Annotated in this window: 12 protein-coding genes; 8 read left to right on the top strand and 4 right to left on the bottom strand. The window is 69.3% G+C overall.

The window, feature by feature from the left end:
• Positions 1 to 164 precede the first annotated feature (164 nt).
• On the bottom strand, positions 165 to 1070 hold the full coding sequence (locus IH26_RS0132400) for a helix-turn-helix transcriptional regulator (RefSeq protein ID WP_030440058.1): 906 nt from the start codon (positions 1068 to 1070) through the stop codon (positions 165 to 167).
• 214 nt (positions 1071 to 1284) lie between these two features.
• Here IH26_RS0132400 and IH26_RS0132395 point away from each other — a divergent pair, with 214 nt between their 5' ends.
• The gene (locus IH26_RS0132395; protein ID WP_169789857.1) at positions 1285 to 1635 is read left to right on the top strand and encodes a YciI family protein; all 351 of its coding nucleotides are present in this window, start codon (positions 1285 to 1287) and stop codon (positions 1633 to 1635) included.
• 99 nt (positions 1636 to 1734) lie between these two features.
• On the top strand, positions 1735 to 2289 hold the full coding sequence (locus IH26_RS56335; protein ID WP_051808916.1) for a DUF5134 domain-containing protein: 555 nt from the start codon (positions 1735 to 1737) through the stop codon (positions 2287 to 2289).
• Between the two features lie 69 nt (positions 2290 to 2358).
• On the opposite strand, the gene IH26_RS0132385 is transcribed toward IH26_RS56335, so the two are convergent.
• Positions 2359 to 3384, bottom strand: coding sequence for a LacI family DNA-binding transcriptional regulator (locus IH26_RS0132385; RefSeq protein ID WP_030440055.1), 1026 nt, complete (start codon positions 3382 to 3384; stop codon positions 2359 to 2361).
• A 159-nt stretch (positions 3385 to 3543) separates the two neighbouring features.
• Here IH26_RS0132385 and IH26_RS0132380 point away from each other — a divergent pair, with 159 nt between their 5' ends.
• Genes IH26_RS0132380 through pulA form a run of 5 tightly spaced genes read left to right on the top strand, consistent with a single transcriptional unit; the run spans position 3544 to position 13095 of the window.
• A complete protein-coding gene (locus IH26_RS0132380) occupies positions 3544 to 4812 on the top strand; it encodes a sugar ABC transporter substrate-binding protein (protein ID WP_030440054.1) in 1269 nt (422 codons plus the stop codon).
• Positions 4813 to 6426, top strand: coding sequence for an ABC transporter permease subunit (locus tag IH26_RS0132375; RefSeq protein ID WP_030440053.1), 1614 nt, complete (start codon positions 4813 to 4815; stop codon positions 6424 to 6426).
• Positions 6423 to 7268, top strand: a complete 846-nt coding sequence (locus IH26_RS0132370) for a sugar ABC transporter permease (protein ID WP_030440052.1) — start codon at positions 6423 to 6425, stop codon at positions 7266 to 7268. The genes IH26_RS0132375 and IH26_RS0132370 overlap by 4 nt, the downstream gene beginning before the upstream one ends.
• Positions 7265 to 7708 carry an early set domain-containing protein gene (locus IH26_RS62320; protein WP_030440051.1) on the top strand — a complete coding sequence of 148 codons (444 nt, stop codon included), beginning with the start codon at positions 7265 to 7267 and terminating at the stop codon, positions 7706 to 7708. The genes IH26_RS0132370 and IH26_RS62320 overlap by 4 nt, the downstream gene beginning before the upstream one ends.
• A gap of 29 nt (positions 7709 to 7737) precedes the next feature.
• The gene (gene pulA / locus IH26_RS0132360; RefSeq protein WP_030440050.1) at positions 7738 to 13095 is read left to right on the top strand and encodes a pullulanase-type alpha-1,6-glucosidase; all 5358 of its coding nucleotides are present in this window, start codon (positions 7738 to 7740) and stop codon (positions 13093 to 13095) included.
• Here the strand turns inward: pulA and IH26_RS0132355 are convergent.
• Positions 13029 to 15446 carry an EAL domain-containing protein gene (locus IH26_RS0132355; protein ID WP_030440049.1) on the bottom strand — a complete coding sequence of 806 codons (2418 nt, stop codon included), beginning with the start codon at positions 15444 to 15446 and terminating at the stop codon, positions 13029 to 13031. The genes pulA and IH26_RS0132355 overlap by 67 nt on opposite strands.
• 48 nt (positions 15447 to 15494) lie before the next feature.
• Positions 15495 to 16472, bottom strand: coding sequence for a hypothetical protein (locus IH26_RS0132350; RefSeq protein WP_030440048.1), 978 nt, complete (start codon positions 16470 to 16472; stop codon positions 15495 to 15497).
• Here IH26_RS0132350 and IH26_RS0132345 point away from each other — a divergent pair.
• Positions 16471 to 17130 (top strand): TMEM175 family protein, encoded by a 660-nt coding sequence (locus tag IH26_RS0132345; RefSeq protein ID WP_063763776.1) that lies wholly within the window; start codon positions 16471 to 16473, stop codon positions 17128 to 17130. The genes IH26_RS0132350 and IH26_RS0132345 overlap by 2 nt on opposite strands.
• Positions 17131 to 17143: the final 13 nt, after the last annotated feature.

The following is a 17143-nucleotide window of genomic DNA, read 5'->3' as shown; positions in this document are numbered from 1 at the left end:
AGGTCTCCGGACGCGGGCACGAGCAGCCAGCGGTGGGCGAACGGTCCCGTCGGCGCGGGCGACATCGCCTACCGTGAGCCGGTAGCAATCGTCGGCGCGGCGCGGCGCGGCGCCGGGCGTCGGCGGACCACTGCGCTTCGGCCTGCTCGACAAGCGCGGACGCGTCAGGCGCAGGCGGTGCAGGCCTCGCTCGAGATCACCGCTGGGTCGTACGGGTAGTCCTCCGGGAGCAGGTACGCGATCAGGCGGCGCTCGTCGTCGGGCTTGGTCGGGCTCAGGACGCACATCGTGACCGGCACGTGGTGGGTCTCGTCGTCGGCCTGGCGGGGGTCGGTGTGGCCGGGTGGGCGGAAGGGGCGCACGATCGAGGGCGGGTGCGAGTAGACCTCGGTGCTGGAATCCCACATCCGCTTCACCTCCGGGCTCCGGTCGCAGATCTCGTCGATGAGTCCGGTCAGTGTCGGGTGTTGCGGCATCTGGGCGGCCAGCATGCGCATGCGGCCGACGAAGGCCGGCGCCAGGTGTTGTTCCCAGTCGACGTGGACGTGCCGGGCGTGCGGGTCGAGCAACAGCCAGCGGGCGAAATTGCGCTGCTCCGGGCTGCGCCTGGACCAGTCGCACGCCCAGGCGGCCATGGCACCGTTGTACGTCTGGATGTCCCAGAAGAGGTCGTACGCCATGGCCGGCTGCGGGTCGACGAGCCGGACCAGGCGCGCCATGCCGGGGTCGAGCCCGGAGAGGTAGCTCTCCTCCGGGGGCGGCGCCTTGGTCGCGAGATACCACAGCGTGTGGCGCTCGGCGGTGGACAACCTCAGCGCCGCGGCGATCGCCTCCAGCAGGTCGGGCGTGGGGCGATGGTCGGTGCCCTGCTCGAGCCCGCTGATGGTGCGAATCGAGTAGCCGGTCAGGCGGGCGAGGTCCTCCTGGGTGAGGGTGGCGGCGCGGCCGCCGCGACGGCCCGGAAGCCCGGCCTGCTTCAGGGAGACCTTGCCGCGGCGGTCACGCAGGAACGCGCCCAGCCGGTCGGACCGGCCGGCGCCATTTGGTGACCGCGCCTCGCTCAGCGTCACTCCCCACTCAGGACGGCCTGAGTCTAGGTCCGCCGGAACGAAACCGGCAACGCCGTCGCCGGTGACGCCATTGCCGGTGGGACCGTTGCGAGCAGCACGCCGGCCAGCGAGCAGTTTGCCGTGGTGGGCGGACGTTCGCGCAGGTCAGGATGGGTGCACGAGCAAATCGCCGGCAACGATGAGGAGAGGACCGACAATGCCCAGGTTCATGCTCATGCTGAGAAGCGACGAGAACGCCTCGCCGGGTGTGCCGCCGCAGGAGCTCTTCGCGGCCATCGGGGAGAGCGCGGCGCGGTGGACTCAGGAAGGCGTCCTGCAGGACACCGCCGGGCTCCAACCGACCGCGACGAGTAGCCGGGTGCGTCTCGCCGCCGGTGAGATCACGACCGAGCGGGGGCCGTTCACCGACGACAAGGAGAGCATCAACGCGTACGCCCTGATCAAGGTCGACTCGGAGCAGGAGGCGATCGCCCGCGCCACCGAGTTCCTCGACCTGCACCGGCGGTTGTGGCCCGGTTGGCAGGGCGCGTCCGAGATCAGGCAGGTCTTCGGCCGGGCCGACTGAACCGCCGGAGATCGCCCGCTCGCGGTACTGACCCGTGGGTCCCGGGCGGTCTACGGTGACCGGAAGATCGGAACCACGGCGCGGGAGGCAGTTCCCACGATGATCGGTCTGGCGAGCCTGCGATGGGCGCTGACGTGCGCGTTGGCCGTGGCGACCATGTTTCACCTGGTACGGGTGCTGCGCCCGGCCGGGGCCGGATTCGTCGACGAGGTGTTGCACCTGTTCATGGGCGGATCGATGATCGCGATGATCTGGCCGTGGGGATCGGGGGTGCCGGCCGGCGTGTGGGTCACCGGGTTCACGCTGGCGACCGCGTGGTTCGTGAGCCGGGCGATCCTCGCGCCGGGCCGCCGGCACGCTCCGATCTACTTCGCGAGCGCCACGGCGGCGATGCTGTGGATGGCGGCCACGACCTCTGCCGGGAAAGGCGGGATGGCGGGCATGAGCGGGATGGGGCAGACGGCGACGACCGGCCATCCGGCGTGGATCAGCGCGGCCCTCGGCGCCTATCTCGTGGCGGCGGCGCTGTGGTGGACGGCCCGGGGCATGCACCTGCGGCCGGCCGGGGTGGTGCCGCAGGCACCGCGCTGGCCGGAGGTCTGCCACGCCACGATGAGCGCCGCGATGGGACTCGCCCTCCTGGCGATGACCTGACCCGGTTCAGCAAGATTTCTCGACGACCCTTCGTGCAAAATCTGAAAGGACTTGCATCCCCCTCCTCGGTCAGCCGACGGCGATCTCGCGGCGGGCCGGGGCGACCGCCGTCGACTCGCGGACCACCAACTCGGGGCGGAACAAATACTCCGAATGTGGGGCGCCGTGGCCGTCGATCTCGTCGACCAGGCAGCGGACGGCGGCCACCGCCATCGATGACACCGGCTGGCGCAGGGTGGTCAGCGGCGGGTCGGTGAAGGCGATCAGCGGCGAGTCGTCGAAGCCGATCACCGACACGTCGCGGGGCACCGACCCCCCACGCCGCCGGGCGGCCCGGATCGCGCCCAGCGCCATCAGGTCCGAGGCGCACACGATCCCGGTGACGCCCTGCTCGAGCAGCCGGTCCGCGGCCACCTCGCCGCCCTCGACCCCGAACAACGTCAACGCCACGAAGTCGTCGGACGGCAGGCCTTCGCGGGCGAGAGCGGCCCGATAGCCCGCCAGTTTCCGCTGGGTGTTGATGAACCGGTTCGGCCCGGAGATCATGCCGATCCGTCGATGGCCGAGCGCCACCAGATGGCTGACCGCCAGGTCGCCGGCGAGCCGGTCGTCGCAGGACACGAAGGGCGCCTCGATCGTCTCCGCGTACCCGTTGACCAGCACGATCGGAAGCGGTCGCTCGATCAGCCGGCGGTAGCGGGACGGGTCGGCGGCGGTGTCCGCGGACAGGCTGGACACGAAGACGATCCCGCTCACCTGCCGGTCGAGCATCATCTCCACGTACTCGTCCTCGGTGACCCCGCCCGGCGACTGCGTGCACAGCACCGGCGTGTACCCGTGCTGGGCCAGGGTGGACTCGATGACCTGGGCGAACGCCGGGAAGATCGGGTTGTCCAGCTCGGGCACGATCAGCCCGACGAGGCCGGCGGAGCGCTTGCGCAAGCGTTCCGGCCGTTCGTAGCCCAGCACGTCGAGTGCGGTCAGCACCGCTTGCCGGGTTTCCTGGGACACGCCGGGCCGGTCATTGATGACGCGCGACACCGTCGCCTCGCTGACCTGCGCCTGCCGGGCGATGTCGGACATCCGTGCTCGCATGCACGGCACTGTACCGATGACGTCTTGCGGCGACGAGAGTGCAAGGACTTCCAAAATCTGCAAGTGCTTGCTAACGTCCCCGCAACACGGCCGACCCGCGTCGATCAAGCGACGGTCGGTTGCTGCAACTTCTTTCCAAGAACCCGACGGGAGACGTATATGCGCATCCGTGCCGTGGGTGTGGCCGCCGCCCTCACCCTCGCCCTGATCGCCGCCGGCTGCGGCGACAAAGCCAACAAATCAGATAAGTCAGGCAATGCCGCCGGCGCCAGCGCAGGCGCGAAAGCCACCGGCGAACTCGTGATCTGGGCCGACGACAAGCGCGCCGCCGCCCTCAAACCGTTCGCCGACAAGTTCGGCACCGAGAACGGCGTGACCGTGAAGATCCAGGCCATCTCGAAGGATCAGCAGACCACCTTCGTCACCGCGTCCCAGCAGGGCAGCGGCCCGGACGTGACGGTCGGCGCGCACGACTGGATCGGCAACCTCGTGCAGAACGGCGCGATCGACCCGGTGCAGCTCTCCGACACGCAGAAGTCCGGCATCGCCGCCAACGCCCTCAAGGCCGTCACCTTCAACGGGCAGACCTACGGCGTCCCGTACGCGACCGAGAACCTCGCCCTGATCCGCAACACCGACCTCGCCCCGCAGGCCCCGGCCACCATCGAGGACCTGATCGGCACCGGCCAGAAGCTGGTCAAGGACAAGAAGGCAGCGGAGATCCTCTGCCTGCAGGTCGGCCAGACCGGCGACGCGTACCACCTCTACCCGCTGTACTCCTCGGCCGGCGGCTACCTGTTCGGCACCACCGCGAGCGGCGACTACAACCCGAAGGACCTGGGCGTCGGCACCCCGGCCTCGGTCGCGGCGTTCAAGAAGATCGCGGCGCTCGGCGAGAAGGGCAGCGGCGCGCTCAAGCGCTCGATCACCTCGGACAACTCGATCTCCACCTTCACCGGCAAGAAGTGCGCGTTCCTGGTCTCCGGCCCGTGGGCGATCACCGACGTGAAGAAGGCCGGGATCAAGTACGACATCACCCCGGTCCCCGGCTTCGCGGGCGGCAAGCCGGCCCAGCCGTTCCTCGGCGTGCAGACCTTCTACGTGGCCGCGAAGGGCAAGAACAAGGCCCTGGCCCAGGAATTCGTCACCAACTACGTGACCACCCCGGACCTCGCCGTGGCGCTGTACCAGGCCGAGCCCCGGCCGCCGGCGCTGACCGCCGCGTTCGACCAGGTCAAGGGCACCGACCCGGACCTGGCCAAGTGGCAGGCGGCCGCCAAGGACGCGATCCCGTTGCCGTCCATCCCGGAGATGGCCGCGATCTGGGACCCGTTCGGCAAGGCGGAGGCCGCGATCGTCGGGGGCGCCGACCCGGCCAAGACCATCGAGGCCGCCGGCAAGACGATCTCCGGCTCGATCAACAAATAGATGACGACGCAGCTTGGAGGGCCTGCGGCAACGCGGGCCCTCCCCGCCCAAGATAAGCTGACAAGTCCGGAAAAATCGGACGCGAGTGTGGCCGCCCGGCTCGTCAAGATCACTCTGCTGGGACTGGTCGTGGCGATCGCGATCTGGGCCGCCTTCCCGCTCGCCGAGAACCACGCCTGGATCGGGCTCGGAATCCTGGTCGCGACCACGGCCGGCCTGCTCTACCTGTACCTGACCCGGCGGCACATCCCGGCCAAGTACCTCGCGCCGGGCACCCTCCTGCTGGTCGCCTTCCAGGTGTTCCCGGTCCTCTACACGGCGAGCACCGCCTTCACCAACTACGGCGACGGCCATCGCGGTTCCGAAGAAGAGGCCGTCGTGGCCATTCAGACCGCGTCCGTCACCCAGGTGCCGGGCTCCGTCCAGTACGCGTTGAGCATCGCCACCACCGGCGACCCGGCCACCGGCCCGCTGGTCTTCCTGATCACCGATCCGGCCACGAAGACCACGAAGGCCGGCGACGCCAAGGGCCTGAAGAAGCTCGACCCGGCGGACGTGACCGTCGGCGTGACCGGCAAGGTCACCGCCGCCGACGGCTACACCGTGCTGACCGCGGGCCAGGCCTCGCTGCGCAGCAAGGAGATCACCGCCCTGGCCGTGCCGGTCGACGGCGGCGCCATCCGCTCGTCGGGGCTGTCCCGCGCGTACGAGGGAAAGGCCGGTCGCCTCTATGACAAGGGCTGCGACTGCATCCGGGACACGACGACCGGCAAGGTCTGGAAGGCCGACCGCAGGACCGGCTCGTTCGTGGCGGCCGACGGCGAGCGCCTGGCCCAGGGCTGGAAGGTCGGTGTCGGCTTCGCCAACTTCACCCGGGTCGTCACCGATCCCGATATCTCCGGACCCTTCCTGCGTACGCTCGTCTGGAATTTCGTCTTCGCGATCGGCTCGACCGGCGGGACCTTCCTGCTCGGCATGTTCGTCGCGGTGGCGCTGCACTCGCAGCGGGTGCGCGGTCGCAACCTCTACCGGGTGCTGCTGGTCCTCCCGTACGCCATGCCTGCCTTTGCGATGTTGCTGGTCTGGCGGGACATGTTCAACAAGGACTTCGGCCTGATCAACAACTTCTTCGGGATCGGGGTCGACTGGCTGGGCCAGCCGATGACGGCCCGGATCGCGGTGCTGCTCGTGCAGCTGTGGCTGGGCTATCCGTACATGTTCCTGGTGACCACCGGCGCGCTGCAGGCGATCCCGGGCGAGCTCTCCGAGGCGTCCCGCATCGACGGCGCCGGCCCCTGGCAGAGCTTCCGCCGGATCGTACTGCCGCTGCTGATGGTGGCGCTGACCCCGCTGTTGATCTCGTCGTTCGCGTTCAACTTCAACAACTTCAACGCGATCTACCTGACCACCGAGGGCGGGCCGTTCCAGCCGGACAACCCGGCGAACGGCGCCACCGACCTGCTGATCACCTACACCTACCGGCTGGCGTTCGGCGGCTCCGGCGCGCAGTACGGCTACGCCGCCGCGATCTCGATCTTCATCTTCCTGATCGTCGGCACGATCTCGGCGATCGCCTTCCGCAGAACAAGAGCACAAGAGGAGGTGTACGCGTGAGGTGGCTCAAGAAGGTCGGTTGGCGGCACGCCGTCGGGCTGTTGGCGATCGTGTTCTCGCTCGGGCCGATCCTGTTCGTGATCTCGGCGGCGCTCAACCCGCTCGGCACGCTCTCCTCGAGCCGGCTGATGCCGACCGGCGTCTCCCTGGACAACTTCACCAAGCTGCTGCGGGACACCAACTTCGGGCAGTGGTTCCTCAACTCGGTGATCATCGCGGGCACCGCGTCCGGGGTCGCCGTGTTCGTGTCGGCGCTCGCCGCGTACGTCTTCAGCCGCCGGCGCTTCCGCGGCCGGCGCACCGGCCTGCTGTCGCTGCTGCTGATCCAGATGTTCCCGCAGTTCCTGGCCGTCGTCGCGATCTTCCTGATGTTCGGGGCGATCACCGACTACTGGCCGGCGATCGGCTTCAACACCTGGTGGGGCCTGGTGCTGCTGTATCTCGGCGGGGCGCTCGGCGTGGGCACCTGGCTGATGAAGGGCTTCTTCGACACCGTGCCGCGCGAGCTGGACGAATCGGCCACCGTGGACGGCGCCGGGCACGCGCAGGTGTTCTTCCGGATCCTGCTGCCGCTGGTCGCGCCGGTGCTCGCGGTGACCGGGCTGCTCGCGTTCATCAGCACGATCAACGAGTTCATCTTCGCGAACATCTTCCTCACCGACTCCAGCGCCAAGACCCTCTCGGTCGGACTGTGGGGCCTGGTCGCCGCCGAGCAGCGCAACACCAACTTCGGCATGTTCTGCGCCGGCACGCTGCTCACCGCGATCCCGACCGTGCTCGTGTTCCAGCTGCTCCAGCGGTACATCGTGGAGGGGCTGACGGCGGGAGCGGTCAAGGGATGAGGGTCCACCACGACGGTTCCGAGCTGTACGTCTCGTCGCCGGGCCCGGCGCTCGGCCAGACGGTCGGCGTGTTCGTCCGGGTGCCGGCCGAGGTCCGGGCGAGCCGGATCCACCTGCGCCGGCTCTCCGCCGGCGAACCGGTCTTCACCTCGGCCGTCGTGGACCGCACCGACCGGCACGGGGACGTCTGGTGGCGGGCGGAGATCCCGGCGCGCAACCCGGTCCCGCCGTACCGCTTCCTGGTGCGGGAATCGACCGGGCAGACGCTGCTGGTGCTGGCCCGGCGGCGGCCGGGGGAGCCGGTGGCGCTCACCGGGCTGCCCGGCAAGACAACCTGGACGAACCTTTACGGCGGCGCTCAGTCGCTGTACACCGAAGCAGATGGTTCCACCGTCATCGATGGCTACGGCCCGGCCTTCCAGGTCTGGGCGGCTGAATAAACCGAGGGGACACTGTGGTCGCAAAACGGATGTTGGCCGTCCTGTGCCTGTTCTTACCGTTCCTGATAGCCACGCCTGCTCAGGCGGCCGCGCAGCCGCCGAGTGACCGGACGATCGCTCAATGGGGGAGCGATCGGCTCGGCACGTCCGAGCAGTACTATTTCGTCCTGCCGGACCGGTTCGCCAACGGGAACAAGGCCAACGACAGGGGCGGGCTCACCGGGGATCGGCTGAAGACCGGCTACGACCCGACCGACAAGGGCTTCTACCACGGCGGGGACCTGCAGGGCGTGATCGACAAGCTGGACTACATCCAGGGGCTCGGCACGACCGCGATCTGGCTGGCGCCGGTCTTCAAGAACCGGCCGGTGCAGGGCAGCGGCAGCGACATCTCGGCCGGCTACCACGGCTACTGGATCACCGACTTCACCCAGGTCGACCCGCATTTCGGCACGAACGCCGACCTGAAGCGGCTGGTCAGGCTCGCACACCAGCGCGGCATGAAGATCTACCTGGACATCATCGTCAACCACACCGCCGACGTGATCCAGTACGCGCAGAACAAGTACGACTACATCGACAAGGCAACCGCGCCCTACCGGGATGCGAACGGCAACTCGTTCGAGGACCGGAACTACGCGGACGGCAAGAACGGCTTCCCCTCCGTGAACGCCGGCTCGTTCCCCTATACGCCGATTTTCGCGACGCAGGCCGATAAAACGGTCAAAGTGCCAAAATGGCTGAACGACCCGACGATGTACCACAACCGCGGTAACTCGACCTTTGTCGGGGAGAACGCGGAGTACGGCGACTTCTACGGCCTCGACGACCTGTGGACGGAGCGTCCCGAGGTGGTCCGGGGCATGACGAAGATCTACTCGGACTGGATCGGCGCGACCGGCATCGACGGCTACCGCCTGGACACCGTCAAGCACGCCGACCTCGACTTCTGGCCGCAGTTCACGGCCGGCATCAACGCCGCCGCCAGGAAGGCCGGCAAGCCCGGCTTCTTCGTGTTCGGCGAGGTCTACAGCGCCGACCAGGAGATCGAGTCGACCTACGTGCGCGACGGCGGCCTGCCGGCCACCCTCGACTTCTCCTTCCAGGACGCGGCGAAGAACTTCATCACCGGCTCCGGCTCCGGGCAGGCGCTGGCCGACGTGTACGCCAAGGACCCGCTCTACACGGCCCGCGACACCGACGCCGACCGCCTGCCGACCTTCCTCGGCAACCACGACATGGGCCGGATCGGCTCGTTCATCGAGTCCAGCGGCGACCCGGCCGACTCCTACCTCAAGCGGGACGAGCTCGCCCACGAGCTGATGTTCCTGACCCGCGGGCAGCCGGTCGTCTACTCCGGCGACGAGCAGGGCTTCACCGGCCCGGGCGGCGACAAGGACGCCCGGCAGGACATGTTCGCCTCGAAGACCGCCGACTACCTCAAGGACGACCTGATCGGCACCGACCGCACGCACGCGGTCGACAACTACGACACGCAGCACCCGCTCTACCGGACGATCGCGTCGCTGGCCGCGCTGCGCAAGGCCAACCCGGGCCTGGCCGACGGCGAGCAGATCACCCGGTACGCCGCGTCGGGCCCCGGCATCTTCGCGGTGTCCCGGATCGACCCCGCGAGCCGCACGGAATACGTCGTCGCGGCCAACAACGCCACCACCGCCCAGACTGCCAGCTTCGACGTCTCCTCGACGGGCGCTTTCCACGGCATCTACGGTGGAAGTAGCGATATTTCCGTTCAAAACGGGAAGGTCACTGTCGCGGTGCCGCCGCTGTCCACTCTGGTGTTGCGGGCCGGCACCCCCTTGGCGGTGCCGAGCGGGGCGCCGAGCGTGACCATCACCTCGCCGGCGACCGGCGCGCTCGTGCCCACCCGGGCCGCCGTGACCGCCCAGGTCACCGGCGACCCGCTGGCCACCGTCACGCTCGCCGCGCAGGTGGGCGACAGGCCGTGGAAGTTGGTCGGGACCGCGACCAGGGCGCCGTACACGATCTACCACGACCTCGCTGGGCTGTCGGGCGGCACCACGGTGCGGTACAAGGCGGTGGTGCGGGACAGCAGGGGCCGCCTCGGCTCGACCACCAGCGCGATCACCGTCGGCACGCCGGTCGTCCCGACCAGCCCCGGCTACGCGGTCGTGCACTACCAGCGGCCGGCCGGCGACTACGACAACTACGGCCTGTACGTCTGGGGCGACGTCGACGACTCGATGTCCACCACCTGGCCCAACGGGCAGCCGTTCGTGGGCGAGGACGCGTACGGGAAATTCGCCTTTGTGAAGTTGAAGCCCGGCGCCAAGAACATGGGCTTCATCGTGGTCGGCAAGGACGGGGTCAAGGACGTGGAGAGCGACCGCTCCCTGGACCCGTCCAAGAACCCGGAGGCGTGGCTCAAGCAGGGCGATCCGGCGGTCTACACCAGTCACGACTACCCGGCGCAGGACCAGAACACGGCGATCATCCACTACCACCGGGCGGACGGCGATTACAGCGGCTGGGGGCTGCACGTCTGGGACGGCGCGGCCACCGGCACCGACTGGGGCTCGCCGCTGCCGCCGGCCGCGACCGACTCGTACGGTGTGACCTTCAAGGTGCCGCTGGCGGCCGGGGCGACCGGGCTCAGCTACATCGTGCACAAGGGCGACACCAAGGATCTGCCGGACGACCAACGGCTCGACTTCGCCACCGCGGGGCGGGAGGTGTGGCTGCTGTCCGGGGTCACCGACCGCCTGCTGCCGGTGGTGAAGAAGGCCGGCACCGGCGGCGTGATCGACCCGTCCAAGTCGTCGGCGGTGTGGATCGACCGGGGGACGATCGCCTGGAAGCCCGGCGATTCCACCGACGGCAAGCAGTATGCGCTGGTATCCGCATCCGATGGCGGGATCGGCGTCGCGAACGGGGAACTCACCGGTTCGTACAAGACGGTTCCGCTCAGCGCGCGCCGGGACGGCCTGACCGAGGCCGAGCGTACGAAGTTCCCGCACCTTTGGCAGTACGACGCCTTTAACGTGGGAAATGGCGATATTTCGGGCATGCTGCGGGGACAGGTCGTGGTGACCGAGCGGGACGCGGCGGGCAACCTGCTCTCCGCGACCGGGGTGCAGACCGCGGGAGTGCTCGACGACCTCTACCCGGCGGCGACCGGGGCGAGCCTCGGGCCGGTGGGGACGACGCTGTCGGTCTGGGCGCCGACCGCGCACACCGTCGACCTGCAGCTGTACGACACCCCGACCGCGGCCGCGCAGACCGTGGCGATGAAGCGGGACGACCGGACCGGTGTCTGGTCGGTGCACGGCCCGGCGAGTTGGAAGGGGAAGTATTACGCCTACCGGGTCGCGGCCTGGCAACCGGCTGCCCAGAAGATCGTCACGGCGACGGTCACCGACCCGTACTCCCTAGGTCTGTCGACCGACTCGAAGCTGAGCCGGATCGTCGACCTGGCCGATCCGGCGCTCGCGCCGGCGGGCTGGTCGGGTCTGCGCAAGCCGGCCGCCACCGCGCCTGCCAAGATCCAGATCTCCGAGCTTTCGGTACGCGATTTCTCGATGGCGGATGCGAGCGTCCCGGCCGCGTCGCGGGGCACGTACGAGGCGTTCACCGATCCGAACACGGCCGGCATGCGGCATCTCGCGGCGCTGGCGAAATCCGGCGTGACCCATCTTCATCTGCTGCCGGTCTTCGACTTCGCGACGATCCCGGAGAACCGGGCCGACCAGCAGGTGCCGGCGTGTGACCTGGCGTCGCTGCCGCCCGACTCGGACAAACAGCAGGCGTGCGTCGCCGCGGTGGCCGCCCAGGACGGCTACAACTGGGGGTACGACCCGCTGCACTACACGACGCCCGAGGGCGGGTACGCGGTCGACCCCGACGATCGGACGCTCGAGTTCCGGCAGATGGTCCAGGGGATCAACAAGGCCGGGCTGCGCGTGGTGATGGACGTCGTCTACAACCACACATCGGCGGCGGGCACCGACCCCAACTCGGTGCTCGACCAGATCGTGCCGGGCTACTACCAGCGGCTGCTCGCCGACGGGACGGTCGCCAACTCGACCTGCTGCGCCAACACCGCGCCGGAGAACGCGATGATGGGCAAGCTCGTCGTGGACTCGATCGTGACCTGGGCCAAGGCGTACAAAATCGATGGTTTCCGCTTCGACTTGATGGGTCATCACCCGAAGGCCAACATCCTGGCGGTGCGGGCCGCCCTCGACCGGCTCACGCTCGCGAAGGACGGCGTCGACGGCAAGAGCATTTACCTGTACGGCGAGGGCTGGGACTTCGGGGAGGTCGCCGGGAACGCCCGGTTCGTGCAGGCGACCCAGGCGAACATGGCGGGGACCGGGATCGGGACGTTCAACGACCGGCTGCGCGATGCCGTGCGGGGTGGTGGGCCGTTCGACTCGGATCCGCGGGCTCAGGGCTTTGCGTCCGGTCTCTATACCGACCCGAACGGGGACACGGTCAACGGGTCGCCGGCCGAGCAGAAGGCCCGCCTGCTGCACGACCAGGACCTCATCAAAGTGGGCCTTTCCGGAAATCTCGCTTCTTACCGTTTTGTCGACTCTGCCGGGAATGCCGTGACCGGTTCGCAGGTGGACTACAACGGGTCGCCGGCGGGATACACGGCACAACCGTCGGATGCGATCACCTATGTGGACGCGCACGACAACGAGATTCTGTACGACGCGCTCGCCTACAAGCTGCCGCAAGGGACGTCTGGGGCAAATCGGGCGCGGATGCAGACGCTGGCGCTCGCCGCCACGGCCCTCGGGCAGGGTGTCGGATTTGTCGCCTCGGGGAGTGAGCGTCTTCGGTCCAAGTCCTTGGATCGCAACTCGTTCAACTCGGGCGATTGGTTCAACCAGATCATTTGGGATTGTGCCGACGGCAACGGGTTCGGCCGCGGCCTGCCGCCCGCTTCCGACAACTCGGACAAATGGCAATATGCTCGGCCGTTGCTGGCCGACCCGTCGCTGGTGCCGGGCTGTTCTGAGATCAACCAGGCCGACCAGACCTACCAGGAGCTGCTGCGGATCCGCCGCTCCTCGCCGGTCTTCGGCCTGCCGACCGCCGCCGAGGTGCAGAAGCGCCTCACGTTCCCGCTCTCCGGCACGGCCGAGACCCCGGGGGTCATCACGATGACTCTGGACGGACGGGGCCTCGACCCGACCTGGAAGTCGGTGACCGTGGTGTTCAACGGTACCCCGGCGGCCACCTCCCAGACCGTGGCCGCGCTGGCCGGGAAGCGGATCAGTCTGCATCCCGTCCAGCGGGCCTCGGCCGACCCGGCGGTCCGGACGGCGTCCTACGAGCGGTCCTCCGGGACGTTCACGGTCCCCGCCCGTACGGTCGCGGTGTTCGTGGAAAGTTGATCGGCGGGGCCCGGGCGTCCCAGGTAATACCCCTGGGCGTACCGGGCCCCCATCCGGCCCAGCAGCTCGAGCTGGTCCTCGGTCTCCACCCCCTCGGCCACCACCTTCAGGCCGAGCGTGTGCCCGAGCTGGATCACGGCGCTGACCAGCTCCTGCTGCGGCCGGTTGCCCTCCATCCCGTCGATGAACGACCGGTCCACCTTGAGCACGTCCACCGGGATGTCCCGCAGGTAGCCCAGCGACGAGTACCCGGTCCCGAAGTCGTCGATCGCCACCCGCACGCCCAGCTCGCGCAGCTCGTCGAGCCGGGCCGAGGTGACCGCGACGTCGCGCATCAGCACCGTCTCGGTCAGCTCCAGCACCAGCGAGTGCGGCGAGAGCCCGGTCGTGGCCAGCGCGTACGCCACCCGGTCGGTCAGGTCGGGCACGTCCAGGTTGGCCGCCGACAGGTTCACGCTCACCCAGCCCGGCGCACCGTCCGGGTCCCGGTCCTGCCACTGCTTGACCGCCTGGCAGGCCTCGAACAGCACCCACCGGTCGATCTCGGTGATCAGCCCGGTCTCCTCGGCCAGCGGGATGAACGCCCCCGGCTGCTGCAGCCCTCGCACGGGGTCCTGCCAGCGGACCAGGGCCTCCACCCCGGAGAGCTTGCGGCTGCCCAGGTCGACCACCGGCTGCAGGTGCAGGCGCAGCTCGCCCTGGTGCACCGCGTCGCGCAGCCGCGACTCGCTGTCCAGCCGGTCCAGCAACTGCTCGTGCATGCGGTTCTCGAAGATCTGGTAGCAGCCCTTGCCGCGGGCCTTCGCCGCGTACATCGCCACGTCCGCGTTGCGGATCACCTCGTCGGCGTCGCCGGTGCTGCTCAGCACCACGCCGATGCTCACCGAGATCACCGCCTTGCGGCCGTGCAGCAGGAACGGCTGGTTCAGCGTTTCCAGGCAGGCCTGGGCCAGCGCCTCCACCGCCGGTCCGCCGGCGTCCTCGATCAGCACCGCGAACTCGTCGCCGCCGAGCCGGGCCACCGTGTCTCGCGGGCGCAGCGCCGCGACCAGCCGGTCCGCGGCGGTGCGCAGCAGCAGGTCGCCGGCGTTGTGCCCGAGCGAGTCGTTGACCTTCTTGAAGCCGTCCAGGTCCAGGTACAGTACGGCGGTCTCCCGGGTGCGGGTCATCGCGTGCTCGAGCCGGTCGAGGAACAGCTTGCGGTTGGGCAGCCCGGTCAGGCCGTCGTGCAGGGCCTGGTGGCGCAGGTCGTGCTCGAGCGCGCGCTGGCGACTGACGTCGCGCAGCACGACCACCGCGCCGAGTCGCGCGCCGTCCTTGGCGATGGTGTTGATGGTGTACGCGACCCGCACCGTCGATCCGTCCGGCCGGGGCAGCGTCCCCTCCCGGTCGCCGTCGCCCCCGGCGAGCTCGTCGTCCGGCAGGATGAGTCGCGCCTCCGAGCCGAGCAGCCCGTCCACGCCGAGCCCGGTGATCCGGCCGGCCGCCCGGTTGGCGAAGGTGATCCGGCCGCCGGCGTCCACCCCGCAGATGCCCTCGCCGGCGTTCGCGAGGATGCTGTCGGTGTACTCCTTGGCCAGGATCTCCCGGGCCGAGCGTTCGAGCCGCTCGGCCATGTCGTCGAAGGTCCGCCCGAGCCGGCTGATCTCGTCCCGCCCCTTGAGCGCCACCCGGCCCGAGTAGTCGCCGTCCCGGATGACCTGCACGGCCCGGGTCAGCGAGTTGATCCGCTTGGTGATCGACCCGGAGATCACCAGGCCGAGCAGCAGGATCAGCAGGATGCAGACCACCATGGCGACGACGATGCTGCGCCGGGTCTTCGCGGTGTCCGCCAGCATCTGCCGGTAGATCGGGGTGTACTCGAGCACGACGGCGCCCTTGATCGCCTTCCCCGGCCCGATCAGCGGCACGACGACCTGCTGGATGCCCTCCGGGTAGTCGACGCTGACCTCGACGAACACGCGCGACTTCCCGTCGGCGATGGTGTCGTGTACCTGGTGGTCGTCGTCCTCGGTGAAGGGCAGGCCCGCGCTGCTCAGTTTCGCGTCGGCCAGGATCCGTTCGTTCTGGTCGACCACGACGATGTCGCGGTCCTGCAGGTCGTGCAGGCGCTTGAGGTATGCGGCGAGGCCGCGCGCGTTGTACATCAGCGACGTGGGCTGCTCGCCGTCGCTGTCGGCGGCCAGGCCGAACGCGACGTCCTTGGCGATGCCGCGGGCGACCTGCTCGGCCTCGGTGACCGCCGCCTGGCGGGCCGCGACCCGGTCGGCGCGCAGCACGACGCCACCGGTCACGGCGACCAGGGCCGCCGCTGCCAGAAACGCACCCAGCAGCTTCCGCCGTACGTTCATCCCCATCCGTCCCGTCTTCCACCGTTCCTTTCGGCGGCGGGCGGCAGATCATGAGGGGCTGGTCAGCCTCAGGAGGACCACGCCCGGGTCCGGGCCGTACTTGGCGGCGTACCGGTCCCCGGCGGCGCCGGCCGGGCCGTCGGCCAGCACGTACCGGGAGCCGTCGACGGCCGCCTCGTGGTCGGGGTGGAAGGCGTATTTGGCGACCGGGTGCACGTTGACCCAGTGCTCGCCGTCGTGGATCACGTACCGCAGGTCCTGCTCGACGACCGTGTCGCCGACGGTCAGCCGCAGCCGGACCCGGTAGTGGTCGCCGATGCGCAGCAGGCCGGGCGCGTTCCACCGGTTCTCGAACGCCTCCAGGGCCAGCGCGCCGAGGTCGCCGCGGACCCGGACCTCGCGCTGGTCGCTCTCGCTGACCCGCCGGTTGCGGAACAGGCCGTAGGAGAGCCAGTCGTCGACCCGGTAGCAGGCGTGCGCCGGGCCGACCGGGCTGATCCGTACCTGGAAGAGCTGGGCGTGCCGCTCGGGCAGCTGCCGGACCAGGTCGTCGAGCCGCTCGATGTTCTGCCGGATCAGCGCGAGCGCGTCGGTCGGGGCGACCTGCCGGGCACGCTCGGCGGCATCCGGCGACGACGGGTCGGTGAGCAGGAGCCGGAACCGTACGCCGCGGTCCAGCGCGGCCCGGACCGCGGCGGTGAAGGCCGGCTCGAAGCGCGGCTCAAGCAGGCCGGTCCAGTACTTCCAGACGTCGACGTGGTCGGTGGCCCGCTCGATCCGGCGGATCACGCCGCGGTAGTCGAGGCGGCCGCGCCAGCGCACCGCGTTGCGGTTGAGCGACAGCACCAACGGCTGCAACACCAGCACCGCGAGCACCAGGTCGAGCAGGTTGGAGCCGACGTTGATGCGCAGCTGGGTGCCGAAGGCCGGGGTGTCCCGCGCCGGGTAGAGCAGCAGGAAGCAGGCGAGCAGCAGCAACACGCCGATCAGCACGTACAGGTAGGAGAGCCGGAATCGGCGGCGCATGCCCGCTATCGTGGCAGATCGATGCCCGGATAATGATCCGGTGAGCGACACGGGACGGACCGAGGCCTTCAGCGATGGCGTGCTCGCCATCGCCATCACGTTGCTGGTTCTGGATCTGCGGGTGCCGGTGAGCCACGGGACGCTTGCGCGGGACCTGGCGCACGAGTGGCCGGCGTATGCCGCCTATTTGACCAGCTTTCTGATCATCGGGATCATCTGGGTCAACCATCACGGGGTGTTCCAGCTGGTCGGGCGGGTCGACCGGGTGACCTTGTTCCTCAACCTTCTGCTGTTGATGACGGTGGTGGCGATCCCGTTCACGACCGCGCTGATGTCCGAGTACCTGCGCGACGGAGGAGCTGACGCGCGTACGGCAGCCTTGGTTTATTCGTTTGTCATGCTGGCGATGTCGATGTCCTTCGCGGCGTTGTACACCCATGTGGCGCGGCATCCGGCGCTGCTGGCGGACGGGGTGGACCCGGCCGGGGTGCGCGGCTCGATCGTCCGGTTCAGCGCGATCGGGACGGTGCTGTATCTGACGACGATGGTGGTGGCGTTGTTCAGTGCGCCGTTGTGTCTGGTCGCGCACTTCGTGATCGCGCTGTACTACTGCTTCCAGCAGATTCGGCCGTCCCTCCGTCGCCCGGGGAGCGGGTGACCGTGTCGCCGGT

The sequence above is a fragment of the Actinoplanes subtropicus genome, assembly GCF_000721705.1.
GTDB lineage: Bacteria > Actinomycetota > Actinomycetes > Mycobacteriales > Micromonosporaceae > Actinoplanes > Actinoplanes subtropicus.
This window is presented reverse-complemented; position numbering and strand designations above follow the sequence as displayed.

What these genes read in the sequence shown, in the direction of transcription:
- IH26_RS0132395 (WP_169789857.1), top strand. Translation starts at nt 1,285, where the DNA reads ATGCTGAGAAGCGACGAGAACGCCTCGCCGGGTGTGCCGCCGCAGGAG.
- IH26_RS56335 (WP_051808916.1), top strand. Translation starts at nt 1,735, where the DNA reads ATGATCGGTCTGGCGAGCCTGCGATGGGCGCTGACGTGCGCGTTGGCC.
- IH26_RS0132385 (WP_030440055.1), bottom strand. Translation starts at nt 3,384, where the DNA reads ATGCGAGCACGGATGTCCGACATCGCCCGGCAGGCGCAGGTCAGCGAG.
- IH26_RS0132380 (WP_030440054.1), top strand. Translation starts at nt 3,544, where the DNA reads ATGCGCATCCGTGCCGTGGGTGTGGCCGCCGCCCTCACCCTCGCCCTG.
- IH26_RS0132375 (WP_030440053.1), top strand. Translation starts at nt 4,813, where the DNA reads ATGACGACGCAGCTTGGAGGGCCTGCGGCAACGCGGGCCCTCCCCGCC.
- IH26_RS62320 (WP_030440051.1), top strand. Translation starts at nt 7,265, where the DNA reads ATGAGGGTCCACCACGACGGTTCCGAGCTGTACGTCTCGTCGCCGGGC.
- pulA (WP_030440050.1), top strand. Translation starts at nt 7,738, where the DNA reads ATGTTGGCCGTCCTGTGCCTGTTCTTACCGTTCCTGATAGCCACGCCT.
- IH26_RS0132355 (WP_030440049.1), bottom strand. Translation starts at nt 15,446, where the DNA reads ATGAACGTACGGCGGAAGCTGCTGGGTGCGTTTCTGGCAGCGGCGGCC.
- IH26_RS0132345 (WP_063763776.1), top strand. Translation starts at nt 16,471, where the DNA reads ATGCCCGCTATCGTGGCAGATCGATGCCCGGATAATGATCCGGTGAGC.
- IH26_RS0132350 (WP_030440048.1), bottom strand. Translation starts at nt 16,472, where the DNA reads ATGCGCCGCCGATTCCGGCTCTCCTACCTGTACGTGCTGATCGGCGTG.